Annotated in this window: 18 protein-coding genes; 2 read left to right on the top strand and 16 right to left on the bottom strand. The window is 70.8% G+C overall.

What is annotated here, in order from left to right; all coding sequences use genetic code 11:
• Nucleotides 1-166 precede the first annotated feature (166 nt).
• The 8 genes from ftsA to E2L08_RS04835 all read right to left on the bottom strand — a co-directional run bounded on the left by ftsA (nucleotide 167) and on the right by E2L08_RS04835 (nucleotide 8445).
• Entirely contained in the window at nucleotides 167-1501 is a 1335-nt protein-coding gene (gene ftsA / locus E2L08_RS04870; RefSeq protein ID WP_133395933.1) for a cell division protein FtsA, read from the bottom strand.
• A 3-nt stretch (nucleotides 1502-1504) separates the two neighbouring features.
• Nucleotides 1505-2401: a cell division protein FtsQ/DivIB gene (locus E2L08_RS04865; RefSeq protein WP_133395932.1), complete on the bottom strand. Its 897-nt coding sequence runs from the start codon at nucleotides 2399-2401 to the stop codon at nucleotides 1505-1507.
• The gene (locus tag E2L08_RS04860) at nucleotides 2389-3309 is read right to left on the bottom strand and encodes a D-alanine--D-alanine ligase (protein WP_133395931.1); all 921 of its coding nucleotides are present in this window, start codon (nucleotides 3307-3309) and stop codon (nucleotides 2389-2391) included. Before E2L08_RS04860 ends, E2L08_RS04865 begins: the two co-directional genes overlap by 13 nt.
• A gap of 102 nt (nucleotides 3310-3411) precedes the next feature.
• Nucleotides 3412-4350, bottom strand: coding sequence for a UDP-N-acetylmuramate dehydrogenase (murB, locus tag E2L08_RS04855; RefSeq protein ID WP_370450615.1), 939 nt, complete (start codon nucleotides 4348-4350; stop codon nucleotides 3412-3414).
• A 5-nt stretch (nucleotides 4351-4355) separates the two neighbouring features.
• Nucleotides 4356-4622: a DUF2484 family protein gene (locus tag E2L08_RS04850; protein WP_133395929.1), complete on the bottom strand. Its 267-nt coding sequence runs from the start codon at nucleotides 4620-4622 to the stop codon at nucleotides 4356-4358.
• Nucleotides 4619-6028 carry a UDP-N-acetylmuramate--L-alanine ligase gene (murC, locus tag E2L08_RS04845; RefSeq protein WP_133395954.1) on the bottom strand — a complete coding sequence of 470 codons (1410 nt, stop codon included), beginning with the start codon at nucleotides 6026-6028 and terminating at the stop codon, nucleotides 4619-4621. Before murC ends, E2L08_RS04850 begins: the two co-directional genes overlap by 4 nt.
• A 49-nt stretch (nucleotides 6029-6077) precedes the next feature.
• Complete coding sequence (locus E2L08_RS04840) at nucleotides 6078-7172, bottom strand: UDP-N-acetylglucosamine--N-acetylmuramyl-(pentapeptide) pyrophosphoryl-undecaprenol N-acetylglucosamine transferase (RefSeq protein ID WP_133395928.1); 1095 nt, start codon at nucleotides 7170-7172, stop codon at nucleotides 6078-6080.
• A gap of 106 nt (nucleotides 7173-7278) precedes the next feature.
• Nucleotides 7279-8445 (bottom strand): peptidoglycan glycosyltransferase FtsW, encoded by a 1167-nt coding sequence (locus E2L08_RS04835; protein ID WP_133395927.1) that lies wholly within the window; start codon nucleotides 8443-8445, stop codon nucleotides 7279-7281.
• A gap of 174 nt (nucleotides 8446-8619) precedes the next feature.
• On the opposite strand from E2L08_RS04835, the gene E2L08_RS04830 reads away from it, so the two are divergent.
• Nucleotides 8620-9819 (top strand): BaiN/RdsA family NAD(P)/FAD-dependent oxidoreductase, encoded by a 1200-nt coding sequence (locus tag E2L08_RS04830; protein WP_133395926.1) that lies wholly within the window; start codon nucleotides 8620-8622, stop codon nucleotides 9817-9819.
• 7 nt (nucleotides 9820-9826) lie between these two features.
• On the opposite strand, the gene murD is transcribed toward E2L08_RS04830, so the two are convergent.
• From murD to E2L08_RS04790, 8 genes are read right to left on the bottom strand one after another with little or no spacing between them, the layout of a single operon-like run.
• Nucleotides 9827-11221 (bottom strand): UDP-N-acetylmuramoyl-L-alanine--D-glutamate ligase, encoded by a 1395-nt coding sequence (gene murD, locus E2L08_RS04825; RefSeq protein ID WP_133395925.1) that lies wholly within the window; start codon nucleotides 11219-11221, stop codon nucleotides 9827-9829.
• Between the two features lie 59 nt (nucleotides 11222-11280).
• Nucleotides 11281-12366, bottom strand: a complete 1086-nt coding sequence (gene mraY / locus E2L08_RS04820; RefSeq protein ID WP_133395924.1) for a phospho-N-acetylmuramoyl-pentapeptide-transferase — start codon at nucleotides 12364-12366, stop codon at nucleotides 11281-11283.
• 15 nt (nucleotides 12367-12381) lie between these two features.
• The gene (locus E2L08_RS04815; protein ID WP_133395923.1) at nucleotides 12382-13800 is read right to left on the bottom strand and encodes a UDP-N-acetylmuramoyl-tripeptide--D-alanyl-D-alanine ligase; all 1419 of its coding nucleotides are present in this window, start codon (nucleotides 13798-13800) and stop codon (nucleotides 12382-12384) included.
• On the bottom strand, nucleotides 13797-15281 hold the full coding sequence (locus E2L08_RS04810) for a UDP-N-acetylmuramoyl-L-alanyl-D-glutamate--2,6-diaminopimelate ligase (RefSeq protein WP_133395922.1): 1485 nt from the start codon (nucleotides 15279-15281) through the stop codon (nucleotides 13797-13799). Before E2L08_RS04810 ends, E2L08_RS04815 begins: the two co-directional genes overlap by 4 nt.
• A 14-nt stretch (nucleotides 15282-15295) precedes the next feature.
• The gene (locus E2L08_RS04805) at nucleotides 15296-17089 is read right to left on the bottom strand and encodes a peptidoglycan D,D-transpeptidase FtsI family protein (protein ID WP_133395921.1); all 1794 of its coding nucleotides are present in this window, start codon (nucleotides 17087-17089) and stop codon (nucleotides 15296-15298) included.
• A complete protein-coding gene (gene ftsL, locus E2L08_RS04800; RefSeq protein WP_133395920.1) occupies nucleotides 17086-17439 on the bottom strand; it encodes a cell division protein FtsL in 354 nt (117 codons plus the stop codon). Before ftsL ends, E2L08_RS04805 begins: the two co-directional genes overlap by 4 nt.
• Nucleotides 17436-18434, bottom strand: a complete 999-nt coding sequence (gene rsmH / locus E2L08_RS04795; RefSeq protein ID WP_370450613.1) for a 16S rRNA (cytosine(1402)-N(4))-methyltransferase RsmH — start codon at nucleotides 18432-18434, stop codon at nucleotides 17436-17438. Before rsmH ends, ftsL begins: the two co-directional genes overlap by 4 nt.
• Nucleotides 18431-18961, bottom strand: a complete 531-nt coding sequence (locus tag E2L08_RS04790) for a division/cell wall cluster transcriptional repressor MraZ (RefSeq protein ID WP_133395918.1) — start codon at nucleotides 18959-18961, stop codon at nucleotides 18431-18433. Before E2L08_RS04790 ends, rsmH begins: the two co-directional genes overlap by 4 nt.
• A 792-nt stretch (nucleotides 18962-19753) precedes the next feature.
• Between E2L08_RS04790 and E2L08_RS04785 the strand changes: the two genes are divergently transcribed.
• On the top strand, nucleotides 19754-19966 hold the full coding sequence (locus tag E2L08_RS04785; protein ID WP_133395917.1) for a DUF1127 domain-containing protein: 213 nt from the start codon (nucleotides 19754-19756) through the stop codon (nucleotides 19964-19966).
• The last annotated feature ends 157 nt before the right edge of the window (nucleotides 19967-20123 follow it).

Genomic DNA, 20123 nt, shown 5'->3' with positions numbered 1-20123 from the left:
TCCGCCTGTTTTTGGCCCGCTTGTGCCGCGGGGCTTTGCGCCTGCTCTTTTCAGACAACGCTAATCAAAACGATTGCCCGCGTCACGAAGAAATCCTTGGAATCGGCATAATTGCGACCTGATTCGCACAGTGCCGCGAATCGGGGGGCGAATCGGGGCCACGCGATCACCAGTTATCCTTGAACCAGCGCACCGCCATGCGCAGCGACCGCGCGCTTCCGCGGTCCACGGGAACCTCGAAATCCCAGAACTCGTCCTGCGGATTGGCCGCGAAAAGGCACAGCCCCACCGTCGCCGCGAAAGCCGCGCCCGTGGCGCGTTCGGGCAGGCCGGCCACGCGGATCGGGCGCGAGGTGCGCACCTGCTGGCCCAGGATGCGCGGCGCGAGGCGGTCGAGACCGGGGATCGAGCTTCCGCCGCCGGTCAGCACGATGGCCCGCGACGGCAGCGCGTCGAACCCCGCCGCGTCGAGCCGCACGCGCACATCCTCGAGGATCTCCTCGACGCGGGGGCGCATGATCCCGATGAGCTCGGCGCGGCTGACGGTGCGACGGTCGCGTTCCCAGTCGCCGCTTTCGCCGCCGAGCTCGATCATGTCGCGGTCGTCGCGCGACGTGGCCACGACCCCGCCATGCAGCGTCTTGAGCCGTTCGGCGACCGCCAGCGGCACCTGCAACCCCTTGGAGATGTCCGACGTGACCTGATCGCCGCCCAGCGCGACGCTGTCGGCATAGATCATGTGCTTGCGCCAGAAGATCGAGAGCGAGGTGGTGCCGCCGCCCATGTCGATGCAGGCCGCGCCCAGTTCCTGCTCGTCCTCGACGAGGCTCGCCTTGCCGGCGACATAGGCCGAGCTCGCGATGCCGGCGAGTTCGAGGTCGCAGCGCTTGACGCAATGCATCAGGTTCTCGACCACGCGGCTGTCGACGCTGAGCAGGTGCATGTCGCAAGACAGCGCCTGGCCCACCTGCCCGCGAGGATCGTTCATCCCCGTGCGATGGTCGAGCGCAAAGTTCACCGGCTGGGCATGCAGCACCTCGCGCCCCGGCCCCAGGTCGGGCACCTCGCACGAGGCGAGGCAGCGTGCCACGTCCTGTTCGTCGACCGCCTCGCCGTCGAGCTCGATCTCGCCGGCCAGCCCGTAGCTGCGCGGCTCGCCGCCCGAGATCGTCGCGATGACGTGATCGACGCGGACCTGCGCCATCTTCTGCGCGGCCTGCACCACGGTGCGGATCGCGCGCTCGGTCTCGTTCATCGTGTCGATCTCGCCGAACCGCATCCCGCGCGACCGCGTCGTGGCCGCGCCGATGACGCGGAACGCGCTTTCGCCGGCCATGGGGCTGATCCCCTCGGCCTTGTCGATGCTCTCGGGGCCGTCGAAGCGCAGCACGAGGCAGGCGATCTTGGAGGTGCCGATATCGAGCACCGCGATCACCCCGCGCTGCATCGCGGTCTGGCGGATGGCGCGCATCGCGCGCTGGGATTGGTACAGGTCTCTCATGCCTCAGTCGTCTCCCAATTCCAGCAATTTGATCTTGCGCAGGTCGCGGGCGCTGTCCTCGGCGAGGCGCACGGTCATTCGGCGCGCGTTGCGCATGTCCACCAGCACCACGTCGCGGGCCATCAGGTCCTCGGCCTCGTCGGTGGCGATCACCCGTTCCAGCGCCGGGACGGGATCGGTTTCGGGCAGCAGGATCTTTTGCCCGCCGTCCAGAACCAGCGTCCAGCGCCGCTCGCCCTCGCGCAGAAGGCCCCGGATCGCGCCCTGCAACGGGCGCGCCGCTGCGTAAAGCGCCAGCGCCTCGGCCACGCGCGCGTCGGCGCCGCGACCGGCCACGAGCGGCAGGTCGGGGCGCAGGGTGCGCGCCTCGATGCCGCCCGCGCGGTGTCCCTCGCCGTCGAGCAGCGCCAGCCCCTCCGCGGTGCGCCAGACCAGCACCGGCACCCGTTCGGTCACGTCGATCTGAAGCACCCCGCCCGAGCGCACCCGCAGATCCACCCGCGCCACCGCCTCGAGCTTGGCGAGCTTGTCGCGCACCGCGTCGAGGTCGATCTCGAACGAGCTCAGCGGCAGCTCGAATGGGAGTTGCGCCCGGATCGTGCGCGCAAGCCCCGCCGAGGCGCCGTCGACCGCCACGGCACGGACCATGAACTCCTCGCGGCGCAGGATCTGGCTCTTGGCCTCGCCCACCCATGCCACGACCGCCGCGCGCCGGTCGGGATCGGCGAAGGTCGCGGTCAGGATCATCGCCACCGCAAAGATCGGCGCGCCCAGGGTAAATCCGCGGCGCACCGAGGGCGTCAGCGCCAGCCGCTGCATCCGGTAGGCCAGCCGCGAGGGCGCCGGATCGGCGGCGCGCGGCGCGAAGCCGCGGGCATGGCGCCGGATCAGCGCCCGCATGACGCATCCTCGACGATCCAGCGGCAGAAGGCGCCGAACCCGATGCCCGCATGGGCGGCCTGTTCGGGGCTGAGCGAGGTCGGCGTCATCCCCGGCTGGGTGTTGATCTCGAGCAGGATCAGCCCGTCTCGCCCGCGCGCCTCGTCCCAGCGAAAATCCGAGCGCGTTACCCCCCGGCAGCCCAGCGCGTCATGCGCGGCCCGCGCGATGTCGCAGCAGGCATGGGCGATCGCGGCGGGGATCTCGGCGGGCAGGACGTGGCGCGAGCCGCCGGTGCGGTACTTGGCCTCGTAATCGTACCACCCCGCCGTCACGATATCGGTGACGCCCAGCGCGCGGTCGCCCATGACGGTCACGGTCAGCTCGCGCCCCGGCACGAAGGCCTCGACCATCAGCGGCACCTCGAGCGCGGGGTCGATGAAGGGCGGCGTGTTCGCGCCCTCGGCCACGAGATAGACGCCGACGGACGACCCCTCGGCCACGGGTTTGACGACATAGGGGGGCGGCAGGACATGGCCCGCCATCACCGCGTCGCGGGTCGAGACGCGGCTTTCGGCGACCGGCAGCCCGGCCGCGCGAAAGGCGGCCTTGGCGCGTTCCTTGTCCATGGCGACCGCCGAGGCGGCGACGCCGGAATGGGTATAGGCGAGCCCCATCCATTCGAGCATCCCCTGCACGCACCCGTCCTCGCCCCAGCGGCCATGCAGGGCGTTGAACACCACGTCGGGCGCGGCGTCGCGCAGCCGGTCGCACAGATCGGCGCCGGCGTCGATCTCGGTCACGTCATATCCTTCGCCCCGCAAGGCGGCCGCGCATTCGCGGCCCGAGGACAGGGACACCTCGCGCTCGGCCGAGGGGCCACCCATCATCATTGCAACCTTGGGGGATGTCCTGCTCGACATGCCCACTCGTGCCCCCTGGCCCGTTCTGCGCGGGCCGTTAACCTTGTTCGGCCCGTCTTGCGCGGGCCATGCGCCGCGCGTCTTTGCGCGCGGTCGGCACCCGGCCCCTCAGGGGGCCGGATCGTCGGTGTCGCGCGGCAGCGGATCGCCCACGCGCAACACTTCCCATTCTAGCCTAAGGCCGCTGCTTTGAAACACCCTTTCTCGCACCAGCTCGCCCAATGCCTCGAGCTCCGTGGCCGTGGCGCCACCCGCGTTCAGCAGGAAGTTCGGATGCTTTTCCGACATCTGCGCCCCGCCATGGCGATAGCCGCGCAGCCCGGCCGCGTCGATCAGCGACCACGCCTTGAGCTCGTGGGTGTCGTCGGCCCGCCCGGTCGAGGAATGCCCGGCGGGGTTGCGAAAGGTCGAACCGGCCGTGCGCTCCTTGGTGGGCTGGGTCGCGTCGCGGCGGGCAAGCTGGTCCTCCATCAGCGCGGCCAACGCCTCCGGGTCGCCCGGCGGCGCGGTGAACCGCGCGCGCGTGAGCACCCAGCCCTCGGGCAGGGCGCTGCGGCGATAGCCCAGACCAAGCTCGGCCGCGGGCAGCGTGACCCGCTCGCCCCCGCGCGTCACCGCCTCGACCTCGTGCAGGCGGTCGGCGACATAGGTGCCGTAGCAGCCCGCGTTCATCCGCACCGCGCCGCCGATGCTGCCCGGAATGGTGCGCAGAAAGGTCAGGTCGCGCCCCGCCTCGGCCGCGCGGCGCGCCACATGCGCGTCGAGCGCGGCGGCCCCGGCGGTGACGGTGTCGCCCTCGACCGAGATCTCCATGAAGGGGCGGCCGAGCCGGATCACCACGCCGCGGATGCCCCCGTCGCGCACGATCAGGTTCGAGCCGACCCCCATCGGAAAGACCGGGATCGCGGGATCGAGCGCCGCGAGGAACGCGGCCAGGTCGTCGGTATCGGCGGGCATGAAGAACCAGTCGGCCGGACCGCCCACGCGCAGCCATGTCAGCCCCGACAGGTCGCGCCCCTGCGACAGCCGCCCGCGCACCTCGGGCATCGCGGTCATGACCGGTCCCCCCTGCGCGCCGACGCCCGCCCGTAGAGCCGCCGGGCGACCAGCATCGCGGGAAAGCGCAGGATCGACAGCCCCGCGACGGCGACGAGCACGCCGACCCAGATCCCCTCGATCCGGGCGACGGCGATGACGATGGGGATGCCCGTGGCGATCAGCAGCGCCGCCGCCGGCCAATGCCCCCGCCGCGAGGGCAGCATCCCCGCGAGGTTGCCGGCCACCAGCCAGATCAGCGCGGCGATCAGGGCCCAGCTCATTGCGCCTCCAGCGCCTCGGGCAGCGCGTTGGCCCAGGCGCTGATCGTGCCCGCGCCGAGACACATCACGATATCGCCCGGCTGCGCCTCGGCCCGGACCAGCGCGGCGAGATCCGCGGCCCCCCCGATGGCGCGCGCGTCGCGATGCCCGCGCGCGCGCAGGCCCGCCACGAGATCGTCGCGCGTGGCGCCCGCGATCGGCTCCTCGCCCGCGGCATAGACATCGGTGATGGCGACGATATCGGCCTCGTTGAAACAGCCGCAGAAATCCTCGAACAGCGCCGAAAGGCGCGAATAGCGGTGCGGCTGGTGGATGGCGATGACGCGCCCGGTGCAGGACTGGCGCGCGGCGCGCAGCACGGCCGCGATCTCGACCGGGTGGTGCCCGTAATCGTCGACGATCGTCGCGCCGTTCCAGGTGCCCACGCGGGTAAAGCGGCGGTTGACCCCGCCGAACCGGGCCAGCGCGCGGCGGATCTCGTCGGGCTCCATCCCGAGATGCCGCGCCACCGCGACGGCGGCGAGCGCGTTGGTGACGTTGTGATCGCCCGGCATCGGCAGCGAACAGCCCTCGACGGTCACGCCCTCGGGGCCCAGCACAATATCGAAATGCGCCACGCCCCCCTCGTAGCGCAGGTTCGCCGCGCGCACGTCGGCCTGCGCGTTCAGCCCGAAGGTGACGACCCGGCGATCGGTGACGCGCCCGACCAGCGCCTGCACCTCGGGGTGATCGGTGCAGCACACGGCGAGCCCGTAAAAGGGGATGTTCGACACGAACTCGGTGAAGCCCTGGCGCAGCCGGTCGAAATCGCCCCAGTGCTCCATGTGCTCGGGGTCGATATTGGTCACGATGGCGATGGTCGCGGGCAGGCGGTTGAAGGTGCCGTCGCTCTCGTCGGCTTCGACCACCATCCACTCGCCCTGCCCCATGCGCGCGTTCGAGCCATAGGCGTGGATGACGCCGCCATTGACCACCGTGGGGTCGAGCCCGCCCTCGTCGAGCAGCGCCGCGACCATCGTCGTCGTCGTGGTCTTGCCGTGGGTGCCGGCGACGGCGATGTTGGATTTCAACCGCATCAGCTCGGCCAGCATGTCGGCGCGGCGCACCACCGGCAGGCCGCGCGCGCGGGCGGCGTCGAGCTCGGGATTGCCGGGCTTGATCGCCGACGAGATCACGACCACCGAGGCGCCGTCGAGATTCTCGGCCCGCTGGCCCTCGAACACCTCGGCGCCCAGCGTCTCGAGCCGCTGGGTGAGCTTGCCCGCGACAAGATCCGAGCCCTGCACCCGGTAGCCATGCGCCAGCAGCATCTCGGCGATGCCCGACATGCCGATGCCGCCGATGCCGACGAAATGGATGGGGCCCGTCTCGCTGGGCAGCTTGGTCGGTCGGGTCTGGGCCAGCATGGCGGTCCTGTCGGTGGGAGAGCTGTCTTTCACGCGGAAACTCCTGGAATTACGCGGCCGATCCGGCCAGGTCCTCGGCCAGATCGGCCAGGTCGCGCGCGGCATCGGGCCGCCCCAGCGCAAGGGCGCGGCGCGACATGTGCGCCGCCGCCTCGGGCTGGCCGAGGATCGCCTCGACATTGGCGGTCAGGACCGGCGCGGTGAATTTCGCTTCGGGGATGACGACGGCGGCCTCGGCCTCGGCCAGGGCGCGGGCATTGGCGCTCTGGTGGTCCTGGGCGGCCGCGGCATAGGGCACCAGCACCGAGGGCCGCCCGATGGCGGCGATATCGGCCACCGACGAGGCGCCGGCGCGCGACACGACAAGCTGCGCCTCGGCCATCCGGGCGGGCACGTCGTCGAAAAAGGGCGCGACCTCGGCCACCATGCCCGCCTCGGCATAGAACGCCGCGACCCGCTCGGCATCCTCGCCCCGCGCCTGCTGGGCGATGCGCAGGTTGCCGCGCAGCGGCTCGGGCAGCGCGGCCAACGCCGCGGGCACCACGTCCGACAGGATGCGCGCGCCCTGGCTGCCGCCGATCACGAGGATCGACATCGGGTAGTCGCCCGGCGGGATATAGCCCGCCCCCGCCCGCGCGCGCACCGCCGCGCGCACCGGGTTGCCGGTATGGACGGCCTCGACGCCTTCGGGCAGCGCGGTGGGCCATGTCCCGCAGGCCACCATGTCGACGCGGCGCGCAAACAGCCGGTTGACCCGGCCGAGCACCCCGTTCTGTTCGTGGATCATCCGCGGCCGGCGCAGGATCGTCGCCGCCGACAGCGCGGGGATCGTCGGATAGCCGCCGAACCCCACCACCACCGCCGGGCGCGACCGGCGCATCCGCGCCACGGCCTGCGCCACGCCGCCCGCGATGCGGAACGGCACCGCCGCGCGCGCCAGCGCCCCGCCCCGCGCGAAAGTGGCCGAGGACAGCTCCTCTATCGCGACATCCTCGGGAAAGCCGCCGGTATAGCGCGCGCCGCGCGCATCGGTCGAGAGCCGCACCCGCCAGCCGCGCTCCAGCATCTGCTCGGCCAGGGCCTGCGCGGGAAACATGTGGCCGCCGGTGCCGCCCGCCGCGATCAGGCACAGGGGCGCGCTCATGCCGCGGGCCCCCGGCGATCCGGCCTCCCGGCCGGTGAAGGATGCGTTGCGGCTGCGGTCACTGGGCTTCTCTGTTTCCCGAAATACTCATGTCGACCGGCCCGCCTCAGCGGCGACGCCCGATCAGCACGTCGCCGATCTGGCCCTGCGGCCGCGTCCGGGTAAACGCCATCAGCATCCCCATGGCAATCCCGGTCGCGATCACGGACGAGCCGCCATAGCTCACGAAGGGCAGCGTCATGCCCTTGGCGGGCAGCAGCCGGACCGCGACGCCCATGTTGACCATCGCCTGAACGGCCACCGCGCAGGCCAGCCCCGTGCCGGCCAGCCGGATGAAGGGATCGCGCTCGCGCACCAGCCGCATCAGGCTGCGCACCAGCACCACCGCATAGAGGCCGAGGATCGCCAGCACCAGGAGCAGCCCGTATTCCTCGGCCGCCACGGCGATGATGAAATCGGTATGCGCGTCGGGCAGCGACCATTTCACCTGACCCTCGCCCACGCCCACGCCAAAGAACCCGCCCTCCTGGATCGCATTGGTGGCATAGCCGAGCTGCGTGCGCGGATCGACATCGGGGCTGAGAAAGCCGTCGATGCGGCGGGCGAAATGCTCGGAGTTGGAATAGGCCACCGTGCCCATCAGCGCGACCCCGCCGGCAAGACCGGCCAGCAGCACGATGGGCGCCCCGGCGACGAAATACATCACCCCCCAGGCGAACAGCACGAGGCAGGCCTGTCCGAAATCGGGCTGAAGCGCGAGGAACCCCACGATCACCAGCGTCATCGCGAGGCTCATCAGCCGCCCCGGAGGGCCTCCCGGCTCGAAACTGGCCGAGATCATCCAGGCCGCGACGACGACGAAACCGGGCTTGAGAAACTCCGACGGCTGCACCGAGCCGAAGCCCAGCGAATACCACCGCACCGCGCCCTTGCCGAAATCGGTGCCCGCGAAAGGCAGGCCCACCAGCGCCGCAAAGGACAGCAGGAAGCCGATCACCGCGAGGCGGCGGACAAGCTGCGGCGACATCATCGTGATGACGACCATCACCGCCAGCGCGGCCAGCCCGAACACCGCCTGGCGCTGGACGAAGTAGAAATTGGGCAGGCCGTTGCGCTCGGCCAGCGGCGGCGACGCGGCAAAGCCCACCATCAGCCCGATACCGAAAAGCGCGAGCACGCAGCCCAGCGTCCATCGGTCGAGCGTGCCCCACCAGCGGGGAAGGATGGGATCGCCGTCCCGCGCGGGGATGGTGCCGTGAACCATTTCCGTCATGGATATCTGCCGCCTCGTCTCGAGATCCGCCCGTTTGCCGGGTCTGCGCGCGAGGCTACAGCGCCGCGGCCCGGCTGGCCAGATTTTTCGGCCCCCCTGCGCGGGCGCTCGCCGAGCGTGTCCCGCGCGAGACGCCCTTGCCCCGACGCGGGACCGGCCCTAGACCCGCCCGCCATGGAAGCCCCCCGGACATATCGCGCCGTGGTGCTGGGCGCGGGCGCGGCGGGCATGATGTGCGCCGCCCATGCCGGCCCCGGCACGCTGGTCGTGGACCACGCCCGCGCGCCGGGCGAAAAGATACGCATCTCGGGCGGGGGGCGGTGCAACTTCACCAATCTCGGCTGCACCCCCGAGCGGTTCCTCTCCGCCAATCCGCATTTCTGCAAATCAGCGCTCTCGCGCTATACCCAGTGGGATTTCATCGAGCTCGTCGACCGCCACGGCATCGCGTGGCACGAAAAGACGCTGGGCCAGCTCTTTTGCGACGGGCGCGCGACCGCCATCGTGACGATGCTGCGCGACGAGATGGCGGCGGCCGGGGCCGAGCTGCGCCTCAGCACCGAGGTGATCGGGGTCGACCATGCCGACGGCCTCTTCGGCGTGACGCTCGAACGCGAGGGCCGGCGCGAGCGGGTCGAGGCGCCGGCGCTGGTGCTGGCCACGGGCGGGCTGTCGATCCCCAAAATGGGGGCGACGGGGCTCGCCTACCGGATCGCGCGGCAATTCGGGCTGGGCGTGGGCGAGACGCGGCCGGGGCTGGTGCCGCTGACTTTCACCGGCGCCGTGCTCGAGGGGCTCGCGGCGCTTTCGGGGGTGGCGGCGCCCGCGCGGGTGACGACGAACGGCGCCGGGTTCGACGAGGCGCTGCTTTTCACCCACCGGGGGCTCTCCGGCCCGGCGGTGTTGCAGGCCAGCTCCTATTGGCACGAGGGCGCCGAGATCACGGTCGATCTCGACCCCGAGGGGCGGCTCTTGCCGGCGCTGCGCGCGGCGCGCGCCTCGGCGGGGCGGCGCGCGCCCGCCACCATCCTGTCCGAACACTTGCCCCAGCGCCTGATCGCGGCGCGCGCGGGCGAGGTGGCCGCGCGGGTGGGCGATTGCGCCGATGCCGCGCTCGAGGCGCTGGTCGCGCGGTTCCGCGACTGGCGGCTGACCCCCGCCGGCACCGAAGGCTACCGCACGGCCGAGGTCACGCTGGGCGGGATCGACACCGACGGACTGTCGAGCAAGACGATGGAGGCCCGCGCCTGCCCCGGTCTCTACGCCATCGGCGAGGCGGTGGACGTGACCGGCTGGCTCGGGGGCTACAATTTCCAATGGGCGTGGTCGTCGGGCTGGGCGGCGGGCACCGCCATCGCCGCCCGCGCGGCCTAGGCGCCCGTCACACCGGTGGCAGCGCCGCGACGCGGGCGACGAAATCCTCGCCGCGTTTCTCGAAATCGGCATATTGGTCGAAACTCGCCGCGGCTGGGGCCAGCAGCACCGTCTCGCCCGGCTGCGCCTCGGCGGCGGCGCGGGCGACGGCGACCTCCATGGTCTCGCAGATCTCGACCGGAACCGAGGTGAGCTGCACCGCGAAATCGCGCGCGGAATGGCCGATGAGGTAAGCCTTGGCGACCGAGCCGAGGAAGGGCGCCAGGGACGCGACCCCGCCCTCCTTGCCGAGCCCCCCCGCGATCCAGCGGATCCGCTCGAAGGCCTGCAACGCCTTGGCGGCGGCATCGACATTCGTGGCCTTGCTGTCGTTGACATAGCGCACGCCGCCGCGCGTCGCGACAAGCTGCGAGCGATGGGGCAGCCCCTCGAAATTGCGGAACGCCGCCTCGATGGCGCGCGGGGACAGGCCCAGCGCGCGGGTCGCGGCATAGGCCGCGCAGGCGTTCTGGTGGTTGTGCACACCCGGCAGCCCGGCCACGCCGCGCAGGTCGATGGCGGCGATCTGGCGGCCCTTGCGCCACTCGGCAAGGAACCCGCCCTTGCCGATCACCGACCATCCCGGCCCGGCGATCCGCCGCTCGACGCTGAGCCGGATCACCCGGTCGTCGCCGCGCCCCTGCGACAGCTGGTTGGCGAGATAGCGCCCCTCGGGCTCGTCCACGCCGACGATGGCGCGATCCGGCCCGCCCTCGGCGAAAAGGCGCCTCTTGGCAGCGAAATAGCCGCCCATGCCGGCATGGCGATCCAGATGGTCGGGGCTGAGATTGGTGAAGACGGCGATATCTGGCGTCAGCGCGCGGGCCAGTTCGGTCTGGTAGGACGACAGCTCGAGCACGACGACATCCCCGTCGCCCGGCGGGTCGATATCGAGCACGCCGCGCCCGATATTCCCGGCCAGCTGCGAACCGATCCCCGCCTCGCGCAGCACGTGGTGGATCAGCGCCGCGGTCGTCGACTTGCCGTTCGATCCGGTGACGGCGATCACCCGCGGCGGGCGGTCGTGGTCGCCCCGCGCGACCGAGCGGAAGAACAGCCCGATATCGTTGTCGACCGGCACATCGGCGGCAAAGGCCGCGGCCACCGCAGGGTTCGGCGCGGGGTAGAGATGCGGGATGCCCGGCGACACGATCAGCGCCGCGACATCGTCCAGCGCCCCGGCCCGCGTCAGGTCGCCCACCGCGAACCCCTCGGCCTCGGCCCGCGCGCGCCCTTCGGCGCTGTCGTCCCAGCAGAGCGGCTCGGCCCCGCCCGCGGCCAGCGCGCGCGCCGCCGCCAGCCCCGACCGGCCCAGTCCCAGGACCGCGACGCGGCGGCCCTCGTATCCGATGACGGGAATCATGCCGGCGGCCCTTCTCTGTTTCCCGAAATACTCATGTCGTCCGACCCGCCCCCGGCGGATCAGCGCAGTTTCAGCGTCGCGAGACCGATCAGCGCCAGGATCAGCGAGATGATCCAGAACCGGATGACGATCTGCGGCTCGGCCCAGCCGCGTTTCTCGAAATGGTGGTGGATCGGCGCCATCAGGAACACGCGCTTGCCGGTGCGCTTGAAATACAGCACCTGCACGATCACCGACAGCGCCTCGACGACAAAAAGACCGCCGACGATGGCCAGCACCAGCTCGTGCTTGGAGGCGACCGCGATGGCACCCAGCGCGCCGCCCAGCGCGAGGCTGCCGGTATCGCCCATGAACACCGCCGCGGGCGGCGCGTTATACCACAGGAACCCAAGGCCCCCGCCGATCAGCGCGGCGCAGAAGATCAGGATCTCGCCCGTGCCGGGAACGTAATGGACATCGAGATACTCGGTGAAATCGACCCGCCCCACGGTATAGGCGATGACGCCCAGCGTCCCGGCGGCGATCATCACCGGCATGATGGCCAGCCCGTCCAGCCCGTCGGTCAGGTTCACCGCGTTGGCGGCGCCGACGATGACCAGCATCGAAAAGGGGATGAACAGAAGCCCCAGGTCCAGCAGGAAGCTCTTGAAGATCGGAAAGGCGAGCTGGTTGGACAGCTCGGCAGGGTGGTGCCATGCGGCCCAGGCCCCCGCGAGCCCCGCGATGGCAAATCCCAGCGCAAGGCGCAGCCTGCCCGACAGCCCGGCATGGGTGTTGGTCGTGACCTTGGCGTAATCGTCGGCAAAGCCGATGGCCCCGAAGGCGCCGGTCACGAAAAGCAGCATCCAGACATAGGGATTGTCGAGCCGCGCCCAGAGCAGGGTCGAGACCAGCAGCGCGCCGAGGATCAGCACCCCGCCCATGGTCGGCGTGCCGGTCTTGGTGACGAGATGGCTTTCGGGGCCGTCGCTGCGGATCGGCTGGCCCTGGCCCTGGCGGCGGCGCAGCAACTCGATCAGGGGGCGGCCGAAGACGAATCCGAAGATCAGCGCGGTAAAGAACGCCCCGCCCGAGCGGAAGGTGATATACTGGAAAAGGTTGAACGCCCCTCCGCCATCGGAGAGCTCGTTGAGCCAGTACAGCATGGGTCCGAAGCTCCTTCAGGCAGGACGGCGGGCGCGGCGGCCCAGATCGCGTATCGCGTCGGCGACGCGCGCCGTATGCGCCGATTTCGATCCCTTGACGAGAACGATATCGCCGGGGCGCAGCAGTTTGCCGATCCTTGCGGCCATTTCGTCGGCACTGTCGGTCAGGTCTCCGCGGCGGTCGGGGGGCAGCGCGGCGTGCAGATGCGCGACAAGCGATCCGGCGCAATGCACGCAGTCGATCGCCTCGACCGACGGCAGGCGGGCCAGCTCGGCGTGAAAGCCCGGCGCCTCGGGGCCGAGTTCGAGCATGTCGCCCAGCACGGCCACGCGCCGCCCGCCGGGTCCGGGGGGGATGGCCGCCAGCCGGTCGAGCGCGGCAGCGACCGAGGCGGGGTTGGCGTTGAAGGCGTCGTCGATGAGATCGAGCGCGGCATCGGCATCGGTATCGTCGAGCACGACGCGCTCGCGCCGCCCGCGCCCGCCGCCGGGGCTCCAGCCCGCAAGCGCCATCGCGGCGCGGTCGGCATCGGCGCCGAGCGGCTCGGCCGCGGCGAGAACGGCGAGCGCGTTGAGCGCCACCGCGGCGCCCACGCCCCCCAGCCGGAAGGCCATCGCGTGATCGCCCGCACGGGCCTCGATCACGGTGGTGGCGTCGTGCTGCGTGACCGAGACCATGGCGAAATCGGCCGGGCCCCGCGCGCCGAAGGTGACGATGCGCGCGCCCGCCGCGCGGGCCGCGTCGCGCAGGATGCCGGCGGTGGCGATATCGGCGTTGAGGATCGCGGTTCCGCCGGGCGCGAGTCCTTCGTAGATCGACGCCTTTTCGCGGGCGATGCCCTCGAGGCTGCCGAAGGCCGCGTAATGGGCCGGCGCCACGGTGGTCACGATGGCCACATGCGGGCGGGCCATGCGCGAGAGCGGCGCGATCTCGCCCGGTGCGTTCATGCCGATCTCGACCACGGCGAGTTCGGTGTCGGGCGGGGTGCGGGCCAGGGTCAGCGGCACGCCCCAATGGTTGTTGTAGGACGCGACGGCGGCGGCGACGCGCATCTGCTCGCCGAAGGCCACGCGCGCCATGTCCTTGGTCGTGGTCTTGCCGACCGAGCCCGTGATCGCCAGCACGCGGCCCCGCAGGCGCGCGCGCGCGGCATGGCCCAGCCGTTCGAGCGCGGCCTGCACGTCGTCGACCAGCAAGAGCGGCGCATCGGGCGCCACGCCCTCGGGCCGGCGGGCGACCATCGCGGCGGCCGCGCCTTTCGCCAGCGCAGCGGCGACGAAATCATGCCCGTCGCGCTCGGCCGAGAGCGCGACGAACAGGTCGCCCGGCGCGAGCGTGCGGCTGTCGATCGAGACACCGGTGGCCGCCCAGTCGCCCCGCGCGGTGCCGCCCGTGGCGCGCGCGGCGTCGGCCGCGGTCCAGAGCGCGCTCATGCCACCCGCCCGTCGAGCGCGGCGACGGCGACGCTTGCCTGTTCGACATCGTCGAAGGGATAGACGGTGCCGCCCACGATCTGCCCGGTCTCGTGCCCCTTGCCCGCGATGAGCAGCGCGTCGCCCGGCTCGAGCATGTCTACGGCGCGCAGGATCGCCTCGGCGCGGTCGCCGACCTCGATGGCGTCGGGGTCGGAATTGAGGATTTCCGACCTTATCGCCGCCGGATCCTCGGATCTGGGGTTGTCGTCTGTCACTATTCGAACATCCGCCCCGTCCCGCGCGGCCGCCCCCATCAGGGGCCGCTTGCCGCGGTCACGGTCGCCCCCCGCGCCATAGACCACCGCGAGCCGCCCCATGACATGCGGGCGCATGGCCGCCAGCGCGGTCTCGAGCGCGGCGGGGGTGTGGGCGTAGTCGACAAAGACCGCCGCCCCGTTGTCGCGCGTGGCGGCCAGCTGCATCCGGCCGCGCACCCCCTGCAATTCGGGCAGCACGTCGAAGACATGGGCGGGCTCTTCGCCGGCGGCGATGACGAGCGCGGCGGCCATCAGCACGTTGTCGGCCTGGAACCCGCCGATGAGGTTCAGCCGGGCCATGCGCGGTTTGCCCGCCCAGGAAAAGCGCAGGTCCTGCCCGGTCATGTCGAAGCGCTGCCCCTCGATGCGGAGCGCGGCCTCGGGGGCGCGGCCGACGGTGACGAGATCCTGCCCCCGCTCGGCCACGACGGCGCGCATATCGGCCACGCGGGGGTCGTCGATATTGAGCACCGCGCACCCGTCCTCGGGCAGAACGCGGTCAAAAAGTCCTGCCTTTGCAGCGTAATACGCCTCGAAGCTCTCGTGATAGTCGAGGTGATCCTGGCTGAAATTGGTGAAGCCCGCAGCTTCGAGCGGGACGCCGTCGAGGCGGCGCTGGTCGAGCCCGTGGCTCGACGCCTCCATCGCGACATGGGTGACGCCCGCGCGGGCGGCGGCGGCCAGCGCCGCGTGCAGCGTCACCGGCTCGGGCGTGGTGTGCTGGAGCGGCTGGGTATAGGCGCCCTCGATCCCGGTCGTGCCGACATTCACCGCGTCATGACCCAGCGCGGCCCAGATCTGGCGCGCGAAGGTCGCGACCGAGGTCTTGCCGTTGGTGCCCGTCACGGCGACGATGGTGCCCGGCATCCGGCCCGACCAGAGCGCGGCGGCAAAGGCGAGCGTCTGGCGCACATCTTCGGCCACGACAAGCGCGGCCCCCGCGGCGGCGATCTCGTCGCCGGCGATGCGCGCGCCCTCGCGGTCGGTCAGCACGGCCGCCGCCCCGTGGGCGAGCGCGCCCGCGACATGGGCCGCGCCATGGGCGGCGCTGCCCGGCAGGGCCGCGAAGAGATAGCCGGGATTGACCGCGCGGCTGTCAACGGCAATGCCGCCGATGCGCGGATCGGCCCCGCCCTGCGCGGTCAGGCCCAGTTCGGCCAGCGTCTTGGTCGTCTCCGGCATGGCGGCTCCAGCGGTCAGTTCGCCGACACCTCTACAGCGGAAGCCAGTTGCGGTTCAATCGCGGGACGCAGTCCCAGCAGGGGCGCGACGCGGCGGATGACCTCGGCCGAGACGGGCACCGCCGTCCAGCCCGCCGTGCGGCGCGGCTTGGTGCCGGTGTTGTCGGACGCCTCGTCGAGCGACACGACGAGCACGTATTCCGGCGCGCTCGCGGGAAAGACGGCGGCGAAGGTGTTGATGTTCTTGTCGTCGTGATAGCCCCGCCCGTTCTTGAGGGGCTTGTTCGCCGTGCCGGTCTTGCCGCCGACCTCGTAGCCGGGAACCTTGCCGAAGCTCGCCGTGCCCCTCTCGACCACTGCGCGCAGCATCTCGGCCGAGGCGGCGCTGACCTCGGGGCGGACGATCCGCGGGCCGGGCTGCCAGTCGGGCGAACGGCGCAGGAGCGTCGGCTCGACCCGCAGACCGCCGTTCAGCAGCGACGCATAGGCCGTCGCCAGATGCAGCGGCGACGAGGAAAACCCGTGGCCGTAACTTGCGGTGATGGTCACGATCTCGGACCAGTTGGGCGGCACGAGCGGCTTGGCGCCCGGCGCCTCGATCAGCTCGACCGGGGTCGGCTCGAACACGCCGAGCTTGTCGAGAAACGCCTTTTGACGCGCGCCGCCGATATTCAGCGCCATCTTGGCGGTGCCGACATTCGACGATTCGACGATGACATCGGTGACGGAGAGGAGCGGGCCGTAATTCTTGTTCTGGAACTCGCGGATCGTGAAGCGGCCCCATTTCATCGGCGCGTCGGCATCGACCATGGTGTCGGGATTGACCTGCCCCAGCTCCATCGCCTGCGCGGCGGTGAAGATCTTGAAGGTCGAGCCGAGCTCGTAGACCCCCTGCACGGCGCGGTTGAACAGCGGGCTGTCGCCGGCATCGCCCTCGGTAAGAGGGCGGGGACGGTCGTTGGGGTCGAAATCGGGCAACGAGACCATCGACACGATCTCGCCGGTATGGATGTCCATGAGGATGCCGGCCGCGCCCTTGGCGTTCATCAGCCGCATCCCCCCCTCGAGCACCTGCCGCATCGTGTGCTGAACGGTGGTGTCGATGCTCAGTTGCAGCGGCGTGCCGCCATTGGCGGGGTCGCGCAGCCAGTCGTCCATCGCCTTTTCGATGCCCGCGACGCCGATCACCTCGGCTGAGCTGACGCCCTCGCGGCCGAAGCTCGCGCCGCCCAGCACATGCGCGGCCAGCCGCCCGTTGGGATAGAGCCGCATCTCGCGCGGGCCGAACAACAGCCCCGGATCGCCGATATCATGGACGGCCTGACGCTGTTCGGGGCTGAGTTTCTTCTTGATCCACAGGAACTTGCGCGGCCCGGTGAAGTCCTTGATCAGCTCTTCCTCATCCATGTCGGGAAAGATCTCGGCCAGCTTCTTCGCGGTGCCGATCCGGTCGATCATGTTGGGCGGCTGCGCATAGAGCGCGAAGGTCGGCAGATTCGTCGCGAGGAGCCGGCCGTTGCGATCGACGATATCGGCGCGCTGCGCGACGATGGCGTTGCCCGCGGCGGCGGCGCGCGGCTCCACCGGCTCGGAGGCGGCCAGCAGCGCCATCCGCCCCCCGATGGCCAGAAAACCGCAGATGAAAAAGACGCAGAGCACCAGCAACCGCCCCTCGGCGCGGCGGCGGGCGGTGTCGCGCATGTCCTCGCGGCGCAGGCGGCGATTCTCTTTCTCGATGGCGTCGGGGTTCTCGCCCTTGCGGCGGGCCTCGAGCACGCGGGCGAGCGGGCGCAGGGGGGTGCGGGTCATTGCAGGGCTCCGAGGCTGTCGACGGTGGCCACCCCGTCGAGATCGAGCGGCGCGCCCAGGCTGTCGCCGCGATAGGGGATCTGCGCCGCGTCGGCGAATTGCTGCGGGGCGAGCGGCAGCAGGCCCAGCCGGTCGAAATTGATCTCGGCCAGGTCGCGCAGCCGCTCGGGTCGGTTGAGATAGGCCCATTCGGCCCGCAGGATGGTCAGGTCGGAATGGGCCCGCCCGATCTGCGCCTGAAGCCGCTCGACCTCGCGCAGGGATTGCTGGGTCGCGTAGTTCTCGGAATAGGCCCAGTAGGCCAGCGCGATGACGGCCAGTCCCGGCAAGACATAAAACAGCGTCTTCATGTCGTCCTTCCAAATGGGCCATCGTATTTCGGCAGGCCGAGCGCGGCGCGGGGCGCGGGCCCGGCAGGCGCGTCGGTGCGCCGCGCGATGCGCAGCCGCGCCGAGCGGGCGCGCGGGTTGGCCGCGACCTCGTCGGCATCGGCCTTGATCCCGCGGGTCACGTCGGCAAAGCGGGGCGCGGCGATGCGGGCGGCCGGCGCGTGTCGGTTGCCCGCCCCTCCGCCATCCGAACGTGCCTGCAGGAACCGTTTGACGACGCGGTCTTCCATCGAGTGAAAGCTGACCACGGCCAGCCAGCCGCCCGGCGCCAAGGCCCGCTCGGCCGCCTCGAGCCCGGCGGCGAGCTGGCCGAACTCGTCATTGACCGCAATGCGCAGCGCCTGAAAGCTGCGTGTGGCGGGGTGGCTCTGGCCGGGCTTGGGGCGCGGCAGGACGCCCGCCACGATCTCAGCGAGGCGCCCGGTGGTCACGATCGGGGCCTCGGCGCGGGCGCGCAGGATGGCGCGGGCGATGCGGCGCGCGGCGCGTTCCTCGCCGTAATGAAACAGGATATCGGCCAGCGCGGCCTCGTCGGCGGTGGCCACGAGATCGGCCGCGGAGGGGCCGTCATCGCCCATCCGCATGTCGAGCGGCCCGTCGCGCATGAACGAGAACCCCCGCTCGGGGCGGTCGAGCTGCATCGAGGACACCCCGAGATCGAGTACGACGCCATCCGCGGGCGCGCCCGCGAGCCGGTCGAGTTCGGAAAACACCCCCTGGCGCAGAACCAGCCGGTCGCCCAGCGCGGCGGCCCAGCCCTCGGCCATCGCGAACACGGTGGGGTCGCGGTCGATGCCCACCACGCGCGCGGCCCCGGCGTCGAGCAGGGCCCGCGCATAGCCGCCCGCGCCGAAGGTGCCGTCGACCCACAGCCTCGAGACCGGCGCGCAATGCGCAAGGATCGAGCCGATCAGGACAGGGACATGGGGGCGGTCCGGGGCGGCGGCCATGGTCAGGACGCTCCGGGCAGCGGACCGGTCAGCAGCGAGGCCGGGTCGAGCGTATCGTCGATCTCGTCCTCGTCGGGGAAGTGCGGCATGGCCATCGTCTCGTAGGCCTCGGGGCTCCACATCTCGATATGCTCGCCCGAGCCGACCATGACCACGGTGCCCGCCGCCTCGGAGCCCTTTACGCTTTCGGGCAGGCCCAGCAGCGGCCGCGCCTTGGCGGGGATGACGATGCGGCCGTTGGGGTCGATGGGACAGGCCACCGCCGAGTGGAAATAGAACCGCTCGAGCATCCAGCGCCGCTTGGTGCCGGGGGTGTGGCTGCGGACCAGTTGGGTGATGCGGTTCATCCGCTCCTTGTCGATCACCTCGATATAGGCGCGGCTGGAGTTGATGAGCATGATGAGCCGGGGATTCTCGCCGGCAGGGCGGTTCTGATCGTTGAGATCGAGCAGGCGACGGAATTCGGCGGGCACCGACATGCGGTACTTGTTGTCGACCTTGGGGTCGTGCTTGCCGAAATATCCGTCGAGCACCTCGTCCCGCCCTCGCTGCTGCCCCGTATCGCGGGGGCCTGCGCCCCGAAACGATTGCGGCGACCCGGACTGCTGCCACTGCCCGGATCGCCGCCCTGCCCGGAAAACCGGGCCTTATCCGACTGCGCGCGCCGCCTGGGGGGATGTCGCTCGCCCGCGCGCCGGAGCCTTCAACCATGGAAAGACGCTTGCCTGTACTACTTCCAGCCTCTGTCGTAAGCCGTTGTTATTATTAGGTGTTCAGGATCTTGATCGTCCCTCGTTCACCGTCGCTTTCCATGGCTAATGGGATAGCTTGGGATCACGTACCACCGCAACCATTTTCTTCGCCAGACGCGCCGCGGTCGGTCGCGACTATGGCCCGAACTACACACAAAGAGAAATATTCCGTGACGAACACCGCGCATCTCGTGGGTGTGTCACTCGACACATACCAGATGTAGGGATGAAAAGACTCGACAGATTTGGGCGGAATTGGGGCGGTATCGTGCCGGTTCTGCCACGCCCGGCCCCCCGCAGCCATATTCCTGCGTGAAAAGACATGGCCTCGCCGGGAATCGGGGGGCTGGTGGACTCCGATTCCATCGAGACCCGGCGGTGGATTCCCATCTCATCCGAACCCGGCACCCGCCCATGGGCATCGCCGACGCGCTTCCAAGCCCCCGAGCCATGCGTTTGCTGCAAAGCAGCATTGAGCGGCGGCGGGATTGTGCAATCGCAGCATGAGCGTATGTTCTGCCCAACACCGGCGCTAACACGGCCGGCACGCAGGATTGCACGAGGACGAGTTCGATGAGCGACGCCACCTTCCGCCCCGCCCGCCAAGGCGGCACCGGCCTTGCCGGGATGTTCGCCGGCCTGCGCGCCCGGATCGCGGCGCGCCGGATCTATGTCGACACGGTGCGCGAACTGTCGCGCCTGTCGAACCGCGAACTCGCCGATCTCGGCCTGCACCGTTCGGCCATCGAGGCCGCGGCGCGGGATGCGGCCTACGGCCGGGTCTGATCCCGGCGGAACGAATTCGGCACGGGCGCATTCAGCCCCGAGCCACATGAGACAGCGGAACGGGCCGACCTCCTCCCCGGCTTGTTTCGCTCAGCGCGGCGGCGCCGACCTCCTCCCCGGCGTCGCCGCGAAATCATACCCGAGTTACGGGCGCCCT

The organism is Palleronia sediminis (genome assembly GCF_004358695.1).
In the GTDB taxonomy this organism is placed as follows: domain Bacteria; phylum Pseudomonadota; class Alphaproteobacteria; order Rhodobacterales; family Rhodobacteraceae; genus Palleronia; species Palleronia sediminis.
The sequence above is the reverse complement of the archived record's forward strand: the minus strand, read 5'-3'. Positions and strand labels throughout refer to the sequence as shown.